Consider the following 17,855-nt stretch of genomic DNA (forward strand, 5'->3'; position numbering starts at 1 on the left):
GCCCAACCAGAATCAGCGAATTCGTCAGGGCGGCACTCGTCCTCACCCACTTCGAGCACCGCTACCTCAGCAATTCTTGCTGAGATCACCTCACTACACCCGACGGGGTGATGTTTACTGCGCCCCGATGATGATCCTGCACTACGTGGACGAGCACGGGTACTGCCCGCCCGCGGAGTTCCTGGCCGACCTGGGGCAGGAGGGTGTTCTCGAATGGGACTGGCGGGCCGATCGCCTCGCCGAGGTGGCGCTGGACGGTTCGGCAGATCCGGTAATCCGCGTCCAAGCCTTCTCCGACATCGCGCACTGGCGTGAGCCGCGGGCACTGGAGGTGCTGCGGCAGGTCGCTCGGGACGAAGAGTTGGTCAATGTTGCCGGCCATCAGATCGGGCAGACGATCGGGCATTTTGTCGGCTGCGACTTCGCCGGCGACCTGCTGTCCGAGGATTTTCACATCGAAGTGCGGCAAAGCATCCCTGGTGCACAGGGGACTGCCGCGCAACGGTGACGATCCACCCGGTCTGCCACGATCCGGAGGCCCTGCAGGGCCATACCGAGCACGTGCGGGGCGCTCGACCGGCCGGGGTCGGCGTCGTCGAGGTCTTGCGTCGCCGCCTGCGCCCGCCGCAGCAGCCGCACCGCCTCCGGCACGTCGGTGTTGATGGCGACCCTGCCGAGGCCGGCGAGCGCGAGCGCCTGCAGGGAGGCGTCGCCCTGCTCCTCCGCGAGCGTCAGGGCCTGCTCGAAGGGGCGCTGCGCCAGATCGTACCGGCTGGCCCAGAACACCAGGTAGCCGTGGTCGTGCAGGGTCCGCGCCGGGGTCGATCGGCGCCGCCGCTGCGCTTCCTCGGCCAGTTCCAGCAGCTCACCGGGCGGTTGTGGCGTCCATGGGCGCAGCGCACAAACGCCGGACAAGGGTCGGGCCTACGCGGCGGGCGTGGTGGTGCAGGCCCAGTCCTGCTGGCCGGGTGGGGAGTAGGCGTAGACGCCGGCGGGGCCGGAGGTGCGGGCCTTGAAGCACACGTACGTGCCGGGGGTGAGGTCGTCCCAGGCCAGTGACGTCGAGTTGGCGCCGGTGGTGCGGGACCTGCTGCCGTCGATGACGGTGAAGCCGGTCTCGTCGGTGGAGTTGTCCGTCCATTGTAGACGGATGGCGGTGAGGGCTGACAGGCGTGGCGGTCAGGTCGGACGGGGCGGCGGGGGCCTGTGCTGGCGAGGCTGGTGGCGCAGACCCCTACCAGCAGCTGGAGGCGGCTGGCTACTCCCGCACGACGCTGCGGACGTTGTATCTGGTGCTGGGCAAGGCGTTCGGCGAACAGACTGGCCGGGCCCTCGGTGCGGGTAAGCTGCGGGAGTCTGATGAGCTGCGGCCGGTGTGGACCGTGGATGAGGTCCGAACGTTCCATGAGCACGTTGCTGGTGATCGGTTGTATCCGTTGTGGCGGTTGCTGCTGACGACGGGTCTGCGCCGCGGCGAGCTGTGCGGTCTGCGCTGGCGTGATCTGGAACCGGACCTTGCCACGTTGACGGTTCGCCGGCAGCGGGTCGTTGAGGATCCGGCGAGTCGGGTGCGGGAGAAGCCGCCCAAGTCGCATAACGGCGTCCGCAGTCTGGTGCTCGACCCCACGACGCTCGCGGTCTTGACCGGGATCAGGCCGCGAGCGAAGAAGGCGCTGGTGTCCGGCTACATGTTCACCGGCCGGCAGGGTCAGCCGATGCGGCCGGACAACGTTACGCACCGGTTTAACCAGCTCGCGGTCGTTGCGGGGGTGCGCCCGCTCGGCCCGCATCAGATCCGGCACGTGGTCGCCTCGAATCTGCTGGATCTTGGGTACGGCATCGCTGAGGTGGCTGAGCGTCTCGGTCATGCCCCGGCGACGTTGATGCGCTACTACTCGCGAGTCAATGCCGGCCGCCGACGCCAGGCTGCGGACGACATCGCTGGGCCCATCACGCCGGACCTCGGCGCGGCCGTCGGCGTGCTGAACGCAGCATGAACACGACCATCCCGAGGGTCCGCTCGACGACCGCGAATACAGCGTGGACGCAGCATCATGAACGGCACTTGACCGGGAAGCGCTCACAACAGGCTCACAACGGAGATCGACTCCTCGCGGACACGGAAGGATGACGCGTCATCAGCCGGCATGGGGAAGGAGTAGTATGAAGAGGTCAGGAAGACGTGAGGGCATAGACCGGCATCGGGCAACACTCCGTAATAGAGTCGTTACGAGCCTGGGGGTCAAGGGGTCGTGGGTTCGAATCCCGCCGTCCCGACAGTGTGAGCTGGGAATATTCAAGCTCATGATGTACACATTGGACAGTTCTTGTTAGCGCGCGCTAACGGTGGCGCTAACAAAAATTCGGCCAAAACCGGCAGAATGCCCGAGTCAACGCCAGGTTGGTCCCCTTTTGGACGCATCGCACTTGACGCAAAATCAAGTGCTGTCAGTGTCGCGGGGTGCCATCCGTTAGCGTTCCGTTCGCGGTGGATCTTCACCGGCCGCCCCCGGCCAACCGCTGCGGCCGGACAACGTCACCAGCCGGCTCGCCGTCGGCGCCGGGGTGCGCTCGATCGGACCGCATAGATCCGGAGGGCAGACGGCAATCGCGCTCTGTGCTGCCGTGAGGCAGCAGCGCGGTACCTACGCCGAGTTGGCGAAGGGCGGCCGAGAGCAGTTGTATGGTCGCGAGCGACCAGTCGGGATGCGCTGCGTAGTGCGACAACAGTCCGCTGCGGCCTTGACTGTCCTGTCAGGAGCTGACCGGGAGCGATCCGAGCGCACTTCATCGCTGGTCCGCACGTGGTCGATCGCGACGAACGGGTCACTGTCGATGCGCGCCGAGGCTAGGATGCGCATTCGGACGTTCGTGCGGCTAGGAGGCCCGGCAGCGTGTCTATCACCCGTTCCGATCCTGCTGGGCACACCGACGGCCTGAGCGGCGACGAGCAGCCTGAGCCGGAGCGGCCGGCGCAACCACAGTCGGCTGTTCCGTGGCCCGCCCCGGCCCGGTGGCGCCGGCCGTTGACGTTGCTGCCGGCGGTGGCGGTCGGGGCGGTGCTGGCCTGGGCGGTGGGTTCGGTCGACGGCGCGGTGACCCGCTACGGTGGCCTAGCCCGGTATGAGCTGCGGACGTTCGAGTTGTTGCTGGTGTTCGTCGTGGCGGTCGTGGTGGTGCGGGCGGTGCGCCGGCGGGCGTTGTGGGACGCCGGGGTGATCGTCGCGGCGGTGTCGGCGATCAGCGCGGCGGCGGTGACGAGCGCGTTGCGTGGCACGCCGTACGGTCTGGGTGGGTTGTGGGACACCGATCAGGCGTTCCGGATGCAGTCGGCGACCCGGTTCGCCGACTCATGGCACAGCGCCGACTTCTTCTACAAGGGCCTGCACACGTACTACGCGCCGCTGTTCCCGTGGTTGCAGGGCCGGGCGGCGGTGCTGTTCGACGTCCCGGCGTGGCAGATGGTGAAGGTCGCTGAGATCGTCGGTGCGTTCGTGGCGCCGCTGCTGGCCTATGCGCTGTGGAAGCGGATCGTGCCGGACCGGCTGGCGGCGTTCATGGCGGTGGCGACCCTGACCACCGGGATCGTCGTGTACGAGCCGTATGCGCTGGTCGTGCTGGTGTCGGTGGTGCCATGGTGGTTGCACGCGATGCACGGGGTGCGCCGCCCGGACGTGCGGCCGTTGCACCCGGTCGTCCTCGGGCTGATCGGCGCGCTGCTGTTCACCACGTACTACTACTACCTGTTCGTGTGTGTGCTCGTCGCCGCGATCCACATCCTGGTGGAGCGCCGCTACGGGCACCTGTCGTGGGAGCGGGTGCGGCGGGCGCTGCTCGTCTTCGCGGTCACCGTGGCCGGGTCCGCGCCGTTCTGGGCGCCGCTGGTGTACGACATCGTGACCGCGGTGGAGTACCGGCCGTTGAACAACCGGTACTTCCTGGCGAATTTCGCGGACCTGGCGCTGCCGATGTTCGAGCCGGGCGTGCTCGGGGTGGTGTGCCTGCTCGGGCTGGTGTTCCTGGTGTGGACGGCGGGGGAGGAGCTGTCCCGGTCGCTGCTGGTGTTCCTCGCCGCGGTGTATGCCTGGCACGCGGCCGGCTACCTCATGATCATGGCCGGTGTGCCGCTGATGAGCTTCAAGATGCGCGAGCTGGTCCCGCTGATCCTGGTCTGCGCGGCGGTGCTGGCGCTGCACCGGCTGGCGGGGCAGGCGCGGCGGCGCTTCGACGAGGACCGGGTCCGCCGGTTGACCGTGGTGCTGGTGGCCGGTTTGTGCCTGCTCGCGGCGGACCGCTATGTGGGTGGCGTCCTGGACGACGAGCTGACCCCGCTGGCGCATAACACGGTGCTGCCGGACGGGACCATGCCGCGGCACGCCACCGGCACACCCGACGCGGACCGCCGGCTGCCGCCCGCGGAGGACCTGCGCCGGGCCATCGACGCCCGCTACCACGGCCCCGGCCACCCGGTGGTGCTCAGCGACCGGCAGGATCTGTACGCGTTCTACCCGTACTACGGGTTCGTGGAGTACCAGTTCGCGTACTCGCACCCGACCGCCCAGTTCCGCAAGCGCATCGCGGTGCTGCAGTGGCTGCAGTCGGTGCCGTGGCCGGACCAGTTCGCCAACGCCATGGTCAACAACCCGTACGACCGCATCGACGTGATCGTGCTGCAGCGCAAGGACGGTTGCCTGCGGTTCCGGTACCAGGACGAGAACTACCCCGACGGCGTCAAGTCACGCGAGCTGTGCCTACCGGCCGCCGCGATCGACGACGCACACTTCGACGCCACCGACGTCGGCGGCTACGTCGTCGCGGTCCGGCGAAACTGACGACACCCGCACAGCGCCGGGCAGAGCCGCGCAGGCGGAATGACCCGATGCGCCCGCCGTGCAACAGCGCCAACGCCACAGCGGCGACCCGGATCGCAACCCTGCAATCGTCAGACGCGAAAGCGCAGCTGGAGCACTACGACGCGCCCACTGCCTCGGTGGCGGAGAATACGTACCCGTCGACAGTGACGTCGTCGATGTCGCCCACGACGTGGCTTCCGCTGAGCGACCGTCCGACAGAAGCTGTCGCCTGTCGTCGCGTCGAGCTTCCACCGGCCGACGGTCTGTTCGGCGACGCCGCCGATCTCGCCGTTGCTGAAGGCGGATGGTCAGGTCGCTGGGCGCCGTTGCGTTTGCTGATCGGAGGGCGCGTTTGGGCGGGTGGCGGCCGGCCTCAGATGGCAGTGGCGAGCTCGGTGAATGCTGCGGCGACGCGGAGGCCGTGCGGGGTGTCGACGCCGGGTTCGTAGTGACCGCGGCGCAGGTTCTGGATGAAAGCGTGTCCGACGATGATCGTTTGTGCTGTCCGGTCCGTCATGAGCCCGTGCATCGGTCTGAGCTGGTGCTTCAACTGACTGCGGCCCGCCTCTGTCCGGTTGTTGGCGTGGCGTTCGACGTGGTGCCATACCGAGGGCGCCAGCTCATCAAGCACCGCCGGGTACACCTGCGCCGCGTCGGTGACCACTTCCGTGGGCCGCACCGTCCTGTCAACGTCGTCGCCACGCCGGCGGGAAGAGCGGCCGTGCCGCAGCGGCATCCCGCCGGGCAGAGACGAGCACGTCGATAGTTCATCGTCGTGGTGGTACGACAAGGTTGTAGTGCAGATACAACCGGGCCGCGACCATGTTCTCCGCCGGCCCGGAGACCTGCGCCGCGTTGATCCGCGCCGCCGCAGATCAACGCGGCGCCGTGACGCGACGGGGACCCGCGCCCGCGGTTCCCCGTCGCGATGGTTGGGTCAGGGCACGAACCATTCCTGGGCCTGGTTGCCGTAGCAGTCGTAGATCTGCAGCTGTGTCCCGTTCACGGTGCTGGAGCTCGGCACGTCCAGGCATCGACCTGACGCCGGATTGCGTAGGGAGTTGTTCGGCCCCGCCTCCCAGAGTTGGTTCGGTGCCAGGTTGCAGGTGTACAGCTGGATTTTGGCGCCGTTGACGGTGCTGTTGCCGACGACGTCCAGGCACATTCCCGCGATTCGGATGGTGCCGTCACCGAGGACGGTGAGGATCTGGGTGTCCGGACCGCCGTTGCAGTCGTAGGACTGGATCGGGTTGCCGTTGGTCATGGCCCCCAGGTTGTTGTTGATGCACTTGCCGGGGATCCCGGAGCGGATCATGCCGATGCCGGTCCACTGTGGGGTCCACTGTTGAGCGGCGTTGCCATAGCAGGTCCAGAGCTGCAGCGGGGTCCCGTCGGCCGTGCTGCCGTTCCAGACGTCCAGGCACAGGTCGGAGGCGGAGTTGCGCAGCGAGTTGAACGGGCCGATCTGCCACTGCTGCGTCGCCGCGCTGGTGCAGGTCCCGAGTTCCACCGGTGTGCCCGGCGTCGTGCCGGAGTTCTGCGCGTTGAGACACTTGCCCGCGATGCGGATCGTGTTGTCGCCGTGCATGGTCCACAGCTGGGAGTTGTAGACGCCGTTGCAGGCGGACGAGGTGACGGGGTTGCCGTCGGTGCTCGCGCCGGCCGTGTTGTTCAGGCATTTGCCGGCGAGGCCGGAGCGCAGCAGCATCAGCGTGTTGGTCGGCACGGCGCTGGTGATGGTACGCCGGGCGCCGGTGTAGATTCGGACGTCGTCGATGTCGCCGGCGAAGAACTCCGCATCGGCTCCGGCTTGGAGGGTCCGGCCGAGGTTGAATGACCCGGTGGCGTTCCAGTTCGCGGTCACGTAGGCCTCGCCCTGCGCCTGTTCGTCGACGAACAGCCGGATCTTGCCGAGTTGCGCGTCGTAGATCGCCTCCAGGAAGACCCAGCTGTTGAGCTGTGCCGGGGCGGTCGAGTTCACCTTGACGACGGCCGGTGCGTCCACGTCGGTGCCGGTCACGGCGAACGACCACCGGTCGACGGCATGGTCGTACCGGACCGTGAACGCGGCGCCGCGGGTGCCCTGTTGGGAGAAGACGGTGCGGGACACGGTGGTGTCGGTGATCCGGGCCCAGCCGGTGACCGTATACGACTGGTCGGTGCGCACGACCGAGGGGGCTGTGGCGGCGCCGGAGACGCCGTCGAAGCAGAGGCCGGTGCTGGAGTAGCTGTCGCACCAGGTGACGCCGGGCGCGTCGGTGAGGGTCAGCGGGCGTTGGTAGTTGGAGTCGTCGGTGACCTGCCGGGGCCCGTCCTCGTCGTAGTCCTCCATGGCCCACTCACCTGTGACGACCGGCGCGTTGACCGGCTCGAGGTCGACCGACGGGTCGAGGGCACGGTCCCAAATCTTTACGTCAGCGATGTCGCCGAGGAAGGTGGGCTGGCGGACGCCGTTCCACCTGCCGCTGCCGGTGATGAATGCGCCGGTGGCGTTCCAGTTGGTGGGGCGGCTGAGCTGGCCTGCCACGACACCGTTGACGTAGAGCTTGGCGGTCTTCAAGCCCGCGTCCCAGGACACCGCGAGGTGCGTCCATTGGCCGAAGACCGGCGCGGTAGCCGAGGTGGCGTAGACGGTCGGTGCGTCGGCGACGTCGCTGCCGTACATGGTCAGCGCCCACCGGTTCGTCGGCGCGGGGAGGTACATGATGGCGAACCCACAGGCCATCGACCCCTCCTTGCACAGTACCGTGCGCTGGCTCGCGGCGCTGCCGGTGAGCCGGACCCAGGCAGCGGCGCTGAAGCTCTTCGACGTGTCCACGATCGGGCCGGGTGCGGCGGTGAGGTCATCGACGCCGTCGAAGCGCAGCGCGGAGTCTTTGCCGCTGACGGCATGCGTACCCAGGACGCGCCCGTCGGTCCAGGCCGGGCCGCCGATAAGCGTGGCCGACGGGCCGCCAGCCGGGGTCGTGGCGAGCGTGGTGCCGGCGCCCTCATCGATCTTCCAGGCCGCTGCGGGCGCGGAGTGGGAGTTGACGAGGAAGCGGTAGTCCTTCGGCGGTGACGCGTTCTGGGCGGCGTCGCGGGAGCGGACCGTGAGCACGTTCTCGCCGGCGTGGGTCGGGGTGATCCAGACGGTGGCCGGTCCGCCGGTGGTGGACGCGTTGACGTACGTCTTCGCGCCGTTGTTGAGCTGGTATTCGTAGTCGACGATGTCGGTCTCGCCGTTGGCGCCGAAGGTGAACTGCCCGCTGCGGCCGACCGAGCCGAGCATGACGTTGTTGGGCGGCGACTCCGGGTACAGGCCGTCGGCGGCGGTCACGGTCGGCACGATGCCCGGTGGTGTGGTGTCGACCGTGAACTCGCACCACGGTGACCAGTTCGAGGTGCCGGTAAGCCCGTCGCTGACCTGTACCTGCCAGCGATAGTTCGAACTGGTCAGCGTCCCGGTCGGGATCTGGACCTCGGCCAGGGTGCCGGACGGCACACCGGAGTCGCCCTTGGGCCAGCCGGCGACGGCGGTCCAGGCGGTGCCGTTCCACTGCTGGAGCGTGAAGGAGGCGGAGAGCTGGCCGCTGTTGTCGCCGTCGGGGTCGGAGATGTTCGCCTTGAGCCACGGCGTCATGGACCGCACGAGCGGCCGGCCGGTGCCGGTGACGCAGGCCTGTCCGGCGGCGGTGTAGTCGGTGTGTGTGGTCAGCGACGCGGCGGTCGGTGTGTTCGGCAGGCTGTTGTACTCGACAGACATGACGGTCGAGGCCTGGTCGAACTTCTTCCAGCGGTTGCCGGTGGTCTCGTCGGTGCCGTCGCTGTCACGGGCGGACAGGCCGAGGGTGTAGCTGCCCCGGCCCTGGCCGAAGTTGATGACGTCGTTGAGCAGCGTCTGGTTCGAGAATTCCATGTACATGTTCGGTTGCGCGTTCGGGCTGCAGCCGTCGCCGCCGGAGGGCTTGTGAGCGTTGCCCGACTTGGTCTCGACGAACAGGTTCAGCCCGGGGCCTGACCAGGTCTGCTTACCGGCGACGGTGAGGTCACCGGTGCGGTACAGGCTGACCGGGGTCGCGGTGCACGACCAGGAGTGGGTCATGAGGGTGATGAACTTGGCGCCGCGGATCTGCTTGCCGGGCAGCCAGCTGAGGTCGAAGGCGAAGAAGGAGCGGTAGGTGCCGGACCCGTCGGTGTTCTGCCCGACGCGGACGATGCCGTCGTCACGGGTGGCGTTGGTGGAGTTGGTGTAGCCCCAGCGGGTCCTGCCGACACCCGTCCACGGGTCGATCACGACCGGGAACGCAATGCTCGGGTCAGCCAGCATGGCCGGGTCGGGGACGATGACCAGCGCGCCGTCCTCAACCGTGGTGGGCAGGTCGGCCTTGCGGGAGTCCTCGGGCACGTGCCGCAGCACCGAGTCCGGGCCCGCCGTCCGCGCCGCAGCCAACGACCGCTGCGCGAGCGGCACGCCGGAGGAGTCCCACATGAGCGCCGGGCCGGCGGAGGCGGTGGTCTTCCCGGTGCTGTCGCGGGTCTCGTAGCCGCCGCCGGGCCGTCCCCGCACCGACCATCCGGTGGTGGACAGCCCGAACCGCAGCTTCGCCAACGCCGGGTTGGTGGCGGCCTGCCTGGTCTTGACGATGAGGGAGTACCCGAATCCCTCCACTGTGGACTGCACCTGGAGATCGACATCAGGCAGCACCGACTCGTAGACCGCGGTGTCGCCCACGATCCGCGGCGCCGGCAGCTTCGACGGCCAGGAGAGCCGCAGCGCGCCGCCGGCACCGTTGAGGGTGACGAGCGGCTCGTCGCCGCCGGCGGAGAACCGCACGTCGGCAACGGACGCCACGGGCGTGAGCGTCGCGCCGTCCTTGCGCAGCGACAAGTCGATCTGCCGCCATGCGCCGTCCTTCTTCGTCCAGTGCGGCACGGCGTAGCTCTCCCGCACCAGCGTCCCGCGCGGCGTCGCCAAGACCCGTGCCACCTCGGACCTGGAGTTCGCCACCTCGACCGTGCGGCCGCTCTCGATCGCCCGCCGCATCGCCGCGGTCTCGGCCGCTCGCTGCTCGGCCGCTGATGCCGTGCTCTGCCCTGTCGGCCCGGGCTCGGCGGCGGCCGGGCCGGCGCTGCCGGCCACGAGCGCCACCGCCGGCCCGGTGGAGGCGACCGCGAGCGCGGCGGCCATGGCGAGCCGGACGGAGAGAGTGCCGGGTCGAGATCGACGTCCGGCACGCTGAAGCTTGGTCACAGATGCCCCCGCGGAGTGAAAGTGACCGAAACGTAGGGGTGGTTTGACCACCGTGTCAATCGACGTCCGCGAGATCATGACGACACAGAAGGATTGTCCGGATCGAGGCGACTGCTGCTGTTGTATACGCACAGTGATTCCTTGACTTCGATGGATGGATGGCCTAGTTTCGGCCCTGCTCGATAATTGATCTCGATGTGCTGCATGAGCCTGACGGGGAGGCTTCGCATGTTCGGTGGCCTGCGCGCGCTGCGTGCAAGACAGTGGCCGACGTGATTGCGCGTTCGGTCGACCTGCCCGCATAAGCCAACTAGATCTCCAGTCTTCACTCCTGTCTTTTCGACGTTGCCCGACCTGCCTTCGTCTGACGACGGCAGGTCGCTCACCCATGTCTGCGGGGGAACTGTGTCCTTCACCGGTGTCTTCGGATCGAACGGCGGTGTGTTCCGCTGGCATCGTCGTCGGCTGTTCGGGCGGGTGCCGCGCGCGGTCGCCGCGTCGGTAATCCTGTCGCTGGCCGCCAGTAATCTCGTGGTGCCGCCCGTCCAGGCGGCGCCGAAGGTGACCAAGCCCGAGGCGGCACAGCGCTACAAGGACGTGCCGGGCGGCACGGTAGGCCTGAAGTCGCCGCAGCCCGGGACGGCGTCGGCGGCGGCACGCCGGGCGACGGTCAGTTCGGTGCAGTGGCCGGCTGCCGCGACCGCGGACGTGAACATCGCCGCGGCGCGCACACAACTGCGGGCGTCAGGGAGCGCGTCGGCGGGTGACGCGGCAGTGTCGGTACCGGGCACGCCGTTGCGGGTGATTGCCGGTGCCAAGGGCCCGGAGCAGGTACGGGTGCAGACGTTGTCGCAGGACGAGGTGCACGCGGCCGGCGTGCAGGGCGTCATGTTCCGGGTCGCGCGGACCGACAACGCGGCGACCGCAGGTGCGGTGAAGCTGGAGACGAGCTACGCGGCGTTCGAGTCGGCGTTCGGCGCCGACTGGGGCAGCCGGCTCCGCATGCTGGTCATCCCCGAGTGCCACGCAACGACGCCCGACGACGCGGCGTGCCGCCCGATCCCGGTGCGGTCCGACAACGACGTGAAGTCCAAGACGGTGTCCGGTGAGGTGACGCTACCGGCGTCGGTGACGACCGCGGCAGCGTCGAAGCTGACGTCGGGCAACGTCATGGTGGCGCTCGCGGCGGGCCCGTCGGGCGGTGCCGGCGACTTCGGCGCCACCACCTTGTCGCCGTCGTCGACGTGGTCGTCGGGTGGTTCGGGCGGTGGGTTCTCGTGGTCCTACCCGATGCGGGTCCCACCCGCCGTCGGCGGTCCGGCCCCCACGGTGGGGCTGTCGTATTCGTCGCAGTCGGTGGACGGGCGGCACGCGGCGTCGAACAGTCAGCCCGGCTGGGTCGGTGAGGGCTTCTCGTACGAGACGGGCTTCATCGAGCGCCGCTACGTGGGCTGTGCCGACGACAAGGCCAACGGCGGCAACAACTCCGAGGACACCGGCGACATGTGTTGGGCCACGGACAACGCCGTGATGTCGCTCAACAACGGTGGCGGCGAGCTCCTCAAGGACACGGACGGTCTGTGGCACCCCGTTCAGGACGACGGGTCGCGGATCGAGCGGATCACGGGCGCGTCGAACGGTGACAACGACGGCGAATACTGGAAGGTCACCGCGGCCGACGGGACGAAATACTGGTTCGGCCGCAACCGGCTGCCGGGCTGGACGACGAACAAGCCCGAGACCAACTCGGTGGCGACCGTTCCGGTTGCCGGCAACCACACCGGTGAGCCGTGCAAGGGTTCATCGTTCGCCAACTCGTTCTGCGTACAGGCGTACCGGTGGAACCTCGACTACATCGAGGACGTCTACGGCAACACCGCCTCGCTCTGGTACGCGCGGGATGCCAACTACTACGCGAAGAACAAGCAGGAGAACTCGCCGACCCTCTACTACCGCGACAGCTACCCGGTGCGCATCGACTACGGCACCGACAACCGCAGCGGCACGGACACGGTGTACACGACGACGGCCGCGCCGGCGCAGGTCTACTTCGGGGTCTCCGACCGGTGTGTGACGGCGAACTGCGGTACCAAGGACAAGACGAACTGGCCGGACACCCCGTGGGACCAGAACTGCGCCTCGTCCGGGACGTGCTGGCAGTCGGCGCCGACGTTCTGGTCCAGCACGCGGCTCACCACGGTCACGACGAAGGTGTGGAAGGCCGCGGAGGGCAGGTACCAGGACGTCGACCAGTGGGTACTGCGGCAGTCGTTCCCCGACCCGGGCGACGGCACGCGGGCGGGTCTGTGGCTGGAGGCCATCACCCACAAGGGCCTCAACGGCGCCGCGATCACATTGCCCGAGGTGACGTTCGAAGGCATCCAGTTACCGAACCGGGTCGACGCGGTGTGGTCGGACTTCGCGCCGGCGATGAACTGGTGGCGGATCACATCGATCCGGACGGAGGCGGGTGCGGAGATCGCGATCGACTACAGCGACCCGGACTGCACGAACCCGGGGCGCCTGCCGAACGCTTCCGCGCTGGACTCCAACACGCTGCGGTGTTACCCGGTGAAGTGGGTGCCGCAGGGGTACACCCAGCCTCGTACCGACTACTTCCACAAGTACGTCGTGGACTCGGTGCAGCAGATCGACCTGACCGCCGGCGGTAGCGCCACCAAGACGTTCTACGACTACGAGAACCCGCAGAACCTGCCGTTGTGGCACTGGGACGGCGAGGACGGCCTGGTCCAGGCGAAGTACAAGTCGTGGGGACAGTGGCGTGGCTACCCGGTCGTAAAGACGAAGATCGGTGAAGGCCCGAAGCAGCAGGTGGTGCAGTCGCTGTACTTCCGGGGCATGCACGGCGACAAGACCGCCTCGGGCACCCGCACGGTCAACGTGGAGGGTCTGGAGGGTGGTCCGGTCCTGGACTACGAGCAGTACGCCGGGTCGGTTCGCGAGCAGCTCGTGTACCTGGACGGTGTGGTCAACGCGGCCACGGTGACCACACCGTGGCGGTCGGCGACCCCGGCCGCGAGCCGGACGATCAACGGCGTCGTGACCGAGTCCCGGTACGTGGCCAGCGAGAAGACCGCCACCCGGGCGCTGATCAGCAACAACCAGTGGCGCCGGTTCGAGACGGTCACCGAGAACGACCAGCAGGGTGTGCCGTTGAAGGTGAAGGACCTCGGCGACCCGAACGACACCACCGACGACAAGTGCACGCTGCAGGAGTACCTGCCCAACACCGACCCCAACGTGTGGATCCTGCGTTCGGCGAAGCGGGTTCGGTCCTGGGCTGGAGACTGCACCGCCAACGGGCCGTCCGCAGCCGATCAGGTCCTGTCCGACACCCGGCTCACGTACGACAACCTCGCGTACGGTGTGACGCCGACCAAGGGCCTGGTCACGAAGCTTGAGCGGATGAGCGCCTGGAACGGCGGCGACGTCCAGTTCCAGACGGTCGGCACGTACAAGCACGACGTGCACGGCCGCACCATTGAGTCGACCGACATCGCCGGGCGGGTGTCCTCGACGGTGTACGAGCCGGCCACGGGTGGCCCGCTCACGGGCATGACCGCGAAGAACCCGAAGCTGTGGGAAACGAAGGTCACGATCGACCCGGCGCATGGTGAGGTCCTCACCGAGTCCGACATCAACACCCGGATCACCTCGGCCGCGTATGACGCCCTGGGGCGCCGCACGAAGGTGTGGTTCGCGGACCGTCCACAGGCCACGAACCTGAACACGCCCAGCGTCGAGTACCGGTACACGATCAGCAAAACCTCAGTGAACGGCATCGAGACCCTCGCTCAGGACGCCAACGGCAACTACCAGTCGGTGTTCCAGATCTACGACGGGTTGCTGCGGCCACGGCAGATCCAGGGCCGAGCGGTTGGCGGTGGCCGGATCATCGCCGACACGAACTTCTACGACACGGCGGGTCGCGTCTGGAAGAGCAACCAGCCGTACGACACCACGGGCACGGCCGGCTTGACCCTGCATCAGCCCGCCGACCTGGACGTTCCGACGCAGACCCGGGTCGAATTCGACACGGCTGGCAGGGTGACCGAGAGCGCCCTGTGGTCGAACAACGTGCGCAAGTGGGGCACAGTCACCACGTACTACGGTGACTACACCACGGTGACGCCGCCGCTGGGCGGGACCGCGACTGCCACGTTCACCGACAGCCATGGGCAGACGACCAAGCTGCGTGAGTACCACGGCGGTACCCCGACCGGCACGTACGACGAGACCTCCTACACGTACAACAAGACCGGTCAGTTGGAGAAGGTCACCGACGCGTCCGGCAACGTCTGGTCCTACGAGTACGACGATCTGGGCCGGTTGAAGAAGACCGTGGACCCGGACAGGGGCCCCGCCGAGCTGACGTACAACGCGTACGACCAGCTCGAGACGTCCAAGGACGCAGAGGACCGCATCCTCGCGTACACGTACGACGACCTCGGGCGGCCCTTGACGACCCGTGACGGCAGCATCACCGGAACGGTCCGTACGCAGGCGGTGTACGACCTGCCGGCCAAGGGCCTGACCAAATCCATGTCACGGTTCGTGGGGGGCAACGAGTACAAGAGTGAACTGATCACCGCCGACGCGTTGTACCGGCCGACCCAGACCCGGGTGACGTTGCCGGTGACCGAGGGCTTCGGCACCTCGTACTCGGTGCGGATGACGTACAAGGTGGACGGCAGCCCGAACACGGTGGTCCTGCCGACGACGGGCAACCTTGCCGGCGAGACCCTGACGTACGAGTACGACAGCACGTACGGCCTGCCGAAGGCGTTGAGCACGAACTACGGCGACGTCACGCACTACGTCACTGACGCCTCCTACACCGAGTTCGGTGAGTCGAGCAGCATCATTCGGTCGACGGCGCTGACGGGTGCGCCGTTCGTGCAGAGCAAGGCCGAGTACGACGATGTGACGCACCGCCTGAAGCGGCTCGCGGTACTGAAGTCGGTCGGGTCGGCGTACGTGGCGGATGCGGAGTACAAGTACGACGACGCGGGCAACCTTCTCAAGATCGACGACAATCCGCTGAACGGGCAGCGCGACACGCAGTGCTTCGAGTACGACCACGCCCGCCGGCTCAAGCAGGCATGGACCCCGCAGAGCGGCGACTGCTCCACCGCGCCCGCGTCGACGACCATGGGCGGTCCGGCGCCGTACTGGCAGGAGTGGGACTTCGGCACCGCATCCGACCCGAAGGGGCGGACGGGCTCGCGGCTGAAGGAGATCGACCACCTCACGCCGACCGGGCTGCAGACCACCGAGTACACCTACCCGAACCAGGGCGTCGCCGGCACACAGCCGCACCTGCTCACCGACAGCAAGCTGAAGGACTCCACCGGGCAGGTCATCAAGACCTCCAGCTACACCTACGACAAGACCGGCAACACGCTCTCCCGGCCCGGCCCGAACGGGCAGCAGACCCTCGGCTGGGACGTCGAGGGTCACCTCACCTCGGTGTCCGACACGACCGGCACCAAGTCCTACATCTACGACGCCGACGGCAATCGGTTGCTCGCCAAGGACAGTGGCGGCGGTGCCACTCTGTACCTGGGCGGCGGGATGGAGCTCCGGCTCACCGGCGGCTCCGTGCAGGCGACCCGCTACTACTCGTTCAACGGCGAGACCGTCGGGCAGCGTGCCGGTGGCGGCATCGCGTGGCTGTGCGGTGACCAGCAGGGCACCGGCAATGTCTCGATCACCGCTGACGCGTCGCAGACGGTGACCCGCCGGCGGCAGACGCCGTACGGGGAGAACCGCGGCCCAGTCGTGACGTGGCCGAACAGCAAGGGTTTCGTCGGCGGCGACAACGACCCGACCGGGCTGGTGCATCTTGGTGCGCGGGAGTACGACCCGAACACGGGCAGGTTCATCTCCGTCGACCCGCTCATCGACTTCAGCACGCCGCAGCAGCTGCACGGCTACTCGTACTCGGACAACAACCCGGTCACGTTCTCGGACCCGAGCGGCCTGTCGAAGTTCGGCGACTTCGCCCGAGGTTTCCTCCGGGGTCTGTGGAACACCGTCAGTCCCTGGGAGATGCTGGCCACGCTTCGGGGCATCCGCAAGATGCTCAAGGATCCGAAGAGCGCATGGCACGCGTTCGAGGGTGACGCGAAGAAGTGGGAGGAGAAGACCGGCAGCGAGTTCATGGGCTGGGCCTGCGCGATCACCGGCATCTGTGAACAGCTCGCCACGTGCTTCGGCGGCGACGCCAACGCCTACGACTGCGGCGTCACCGTCGGCGAAGTCGTCGGCGAGATGCTCCTGAACGCATTGTCCGGCGGCGCAGGACTCAGCAAACGCGCGGCCGCCGCCGCCAGGAGACTCGCCGACAAATTCGGCGTCAAGGTCCCCGGCGTAGACACCGGCCCCTCACACCGAGACGGTCACGACGGCAACGGCGGCAGCAACGGCTCACCCCCCAACAACGACTCCGGCGTCGCCGCATCCGACAAGAACGCCGACAAACCCAAACACGAGACGACGGGTTCCGAGGATGCGAATGACCCGGAGCAGACGAAGGATCCCGAGGACTCCGACACGGCCGGTGACGACAGCGGCGGAACTGACCAGCAAGCTGAGGGTGAAGATGGCTTCAGCAAATGGACTGCCGACCTGTCGCACGTCACCGGCAGTACTGCGCAGAGCCGCAACCGCGCGATCGAAGCAATAATCCGGGAGGACTTTCCTCACCTCCGGCTGTCGTTTACACCGCAGTACAGCCCGTTCTCGAGACGCGGAGTCTCGTCACCCGGTGAGGGGGTCCAGATCGGACCGCTGTCTTTCAGTAGCCGCCGAGCACTGCGACTCTCGATCGTCCATGAGGAGTTGCATCACCGCTGGTACGGCCGCATAGCCAGCCCGCACCACCCCCTGGGTAGTGCGCAGGAGGCACGGTTCTACCTCATCATCAAGCGATACTTCAGAATGCGGGGCTGGGGAGAGACGGCGTAGAGTAGAAAGTCGGTGTTGCGCGCATCCCAGGTCTGAGAGGTGGCAGCTGTATGTGTATCGCTGAGGTTGTCCGGACATGTGCGGCCTGCGGCGGCAGGACGCGGGTGGCATTCTGGGACACGGCAATCACTGGCAAGCTTGAATGGACGATTCATCGTCGCTGTGAGGACTGCGAACGGGAAGAGTATGCGCACGGCGACGGCCCGCTGCCCGAGCCGATGCGGACGACATATGTGGACCAATGCGGCCTCACCCGGGTGTCGGTTGAAGGCGCTGGATCGCGGCCACTACGGGTGCGGTTGATGAAGGTGTTTCGTGACGATGGCGCGGGCTTGGCCGAAGCCTCCAGTGAGGTCGAGCGCCTTGCTGGAGGCGGTGTCATCGGTACACAGTCGGAGATGGACCTGCTGGCCGAGAAGTTGCGCGCTGCAGGAGCGGCAGTCCGCCTGGAGTCGGTGTGATGGTTGTGACGGTCATCGGTGGTTCTGGTTCTGGCCCTCTTTAGTTGATCGACGGGTGCCGCTGCGTTGTCGGCCGTGTCCACTGTGTACGGTCCTACCGGCTCGCTGTCGATGCAGGGGTGTGCACCACCACCCATCCGACGACACCCGCGTCATCTTCCGCCGCGAACTGCCCCACCCGGATCGCCGCACCCCCACGGCCCATGACCTGAACGAGGAAGTCGATCAAGGTACGGTCGAGCAGTTCACGCCGGCAGGTCCGCACCCAGCGTTCCATCACCGCGTTCATGCGGGGCATCCGGACGCCGCTGAGCGCGA

8 protein-coding genes and 1 pseudogene are annotated in these 17,855 nt (G+C 67.7%); 5 read left to right on the forward strand and 4 right to left on the reverse strand.

Features of this window, described 5'->3' with window-relative positions:
* Positions 1 to 127: 127 nt before the first annotated feature.
* Complete coding sequence (locus AB0H83_RS49810; RefSeq protein ID WP_360110369.1) at positions 128 to 508, forward strand: hypothetical protein; 381 nt, start codon at positions 128 to 130, stop codon at positions 506 to 508.
* Here the strand turns inward: AB0H83_RS49810 and AB0H83_RS49815 are convergent.
* Positions 451 to 915 (reverse strand): hypothetical protein, encoded by a 465-nt coding sequence (locus tag AB0H83_RS49815; protein ID WP_360110372.1) that lies wholly within the window; start codon positions 913 to 915, stop codon positions 451 to 453. The genes AB0H83_RS49810 and AB0H83_RS49815 overlap by 58 nt on opposite strands.
* 377 nt (positions 916 to 1,292) lie before the next feature.
* Between AB0H83_RS49815 and AB0H83_RS49820 the strand changes: the two genes are divergently transcribed.
* Both AB0H83_RS49820 and AB0H83_RS49825 read left to right on the forward strand, forming a co-directional pair.
* Positions 1,293 to 1,997 carry a site-specific integrase gene (locus AB0H83_RS49820; RefSeq protein ID WP_360110387.1) on the forward strand — a complete coding sequence of 235 codons (705 nt, stop codon included), beginning with the start codon at positions 1,293 to 1,295 and terminating at the stop codon, positions 1,995 to 1,997.
* Between the two features lie 897 nt (positions 1,998 to 2,894).
* Complete coding sequence (locus AB0H83_RS49825) at positions 2,895 to 4,832, forward strand: arabinofuranosyltransferase (protein WP_360110375.1); 1,938 nt, start codon at positions 2,895 to 2,897, stop codon at positions 4,830 to 4,832.
* Between the two features lie 394 nt (positions 4,833 to 5,226).
* Here AB0H83_RS49825 and AB0H83_RS49830 read toward each other — a convergent pair whose 3' ends face one another.
* Positions 5,227 to 5,589: a DDE-type integrase/transposase/recombinase gene (locus AB0H83_RS49830; RefSeq protein WP_360110389.1), complete on the reverse strand. Its 363-nt coding sequence runs from the start codon at positions 5,587 to 5,589 to the stop codon at positions 5,227 to 5,229.
* A gap of 201 nt (positions 5,590 to 5,790) precedes the next feature.
* The gene (locus AB0H83_RS49835) at positions 5,791 to 10,086 is read right to left on the reverse strand and encodes a ricin-type beta-trefoil lectin domain protein (RefSeq protein WP_360110378.1); all 4,296 of its coding nucleotides are present in this window, start codon (positions 10,084 to 10,086) and stop codon (positions 5,791 to 5,793) included.
* 405 nt (positions 10,087 to 10,491) lie between these two features.
* Here AB0H83_RS49835 and AB0H83_RS49840 point away from each other — a divergent pair, with 405 nt between their 5' ends.
* Complete coding sequence (locus AB0H83_RS49840; RefSeq protein WP_360110381.1) at positions 10,492 to 17,076, forward strand: RHS repeat-associated core domain-containing protein; 6,585 nt, start codon at positions 10,492 to 10,494, stop codon at positions 17,074 to 17,076.
* A 104-nt stretch (positions 17,077 to 17,180) separates the two neighbouring features.
* Positions 17,181 to 17,537, forward strand: a complete 357-nt coding sequence (locus AB0H83_RS49845; protein ID WP_360110384.1) for a hypothetical protein — start codon at positions 17,181 to 17,183, stop codon at positions 17,535 to 17,537.
* 94 nt (positions 17,538 to 17,631) lie between these two features.
* Here the strand turns inward: AB0H83_RS49845 and AB0H83_RS49850 are convergent.
* Positions 17,632 to 17,855, reverse strand: a pseudogene (locus tag AB0H83_RS49850) (hypothetical protein); the annotation flags it as partial.

The sequence above is a fragment of the Dactylosporangium sp. NPDC050688 genome (assembly GCF_040654515.1).
GTDB lineage: Bacteria > Actinomycetota > Actinomycetes > Mycobacteriales > Micromonosporaceae > Dactylosporangium.

Excerpts from the sequence above, each read along its gene's own strand:
- AB0H83_RS49810 (WP_360110369.1), top strand. The coding sequence starts at position 128 with ATGATGATCCTGCACTACGTGGACGAGCACGGGTACTGCCCGCCCGCG.
- AB0H83_RS49830 (WP_360110389.1), bottom strand. The coding sequence starts at position 5,589 with ATGCCGCTGCGGCACGGCCGCTCTTCCCGCCGGCGTGGCGACGACGTT.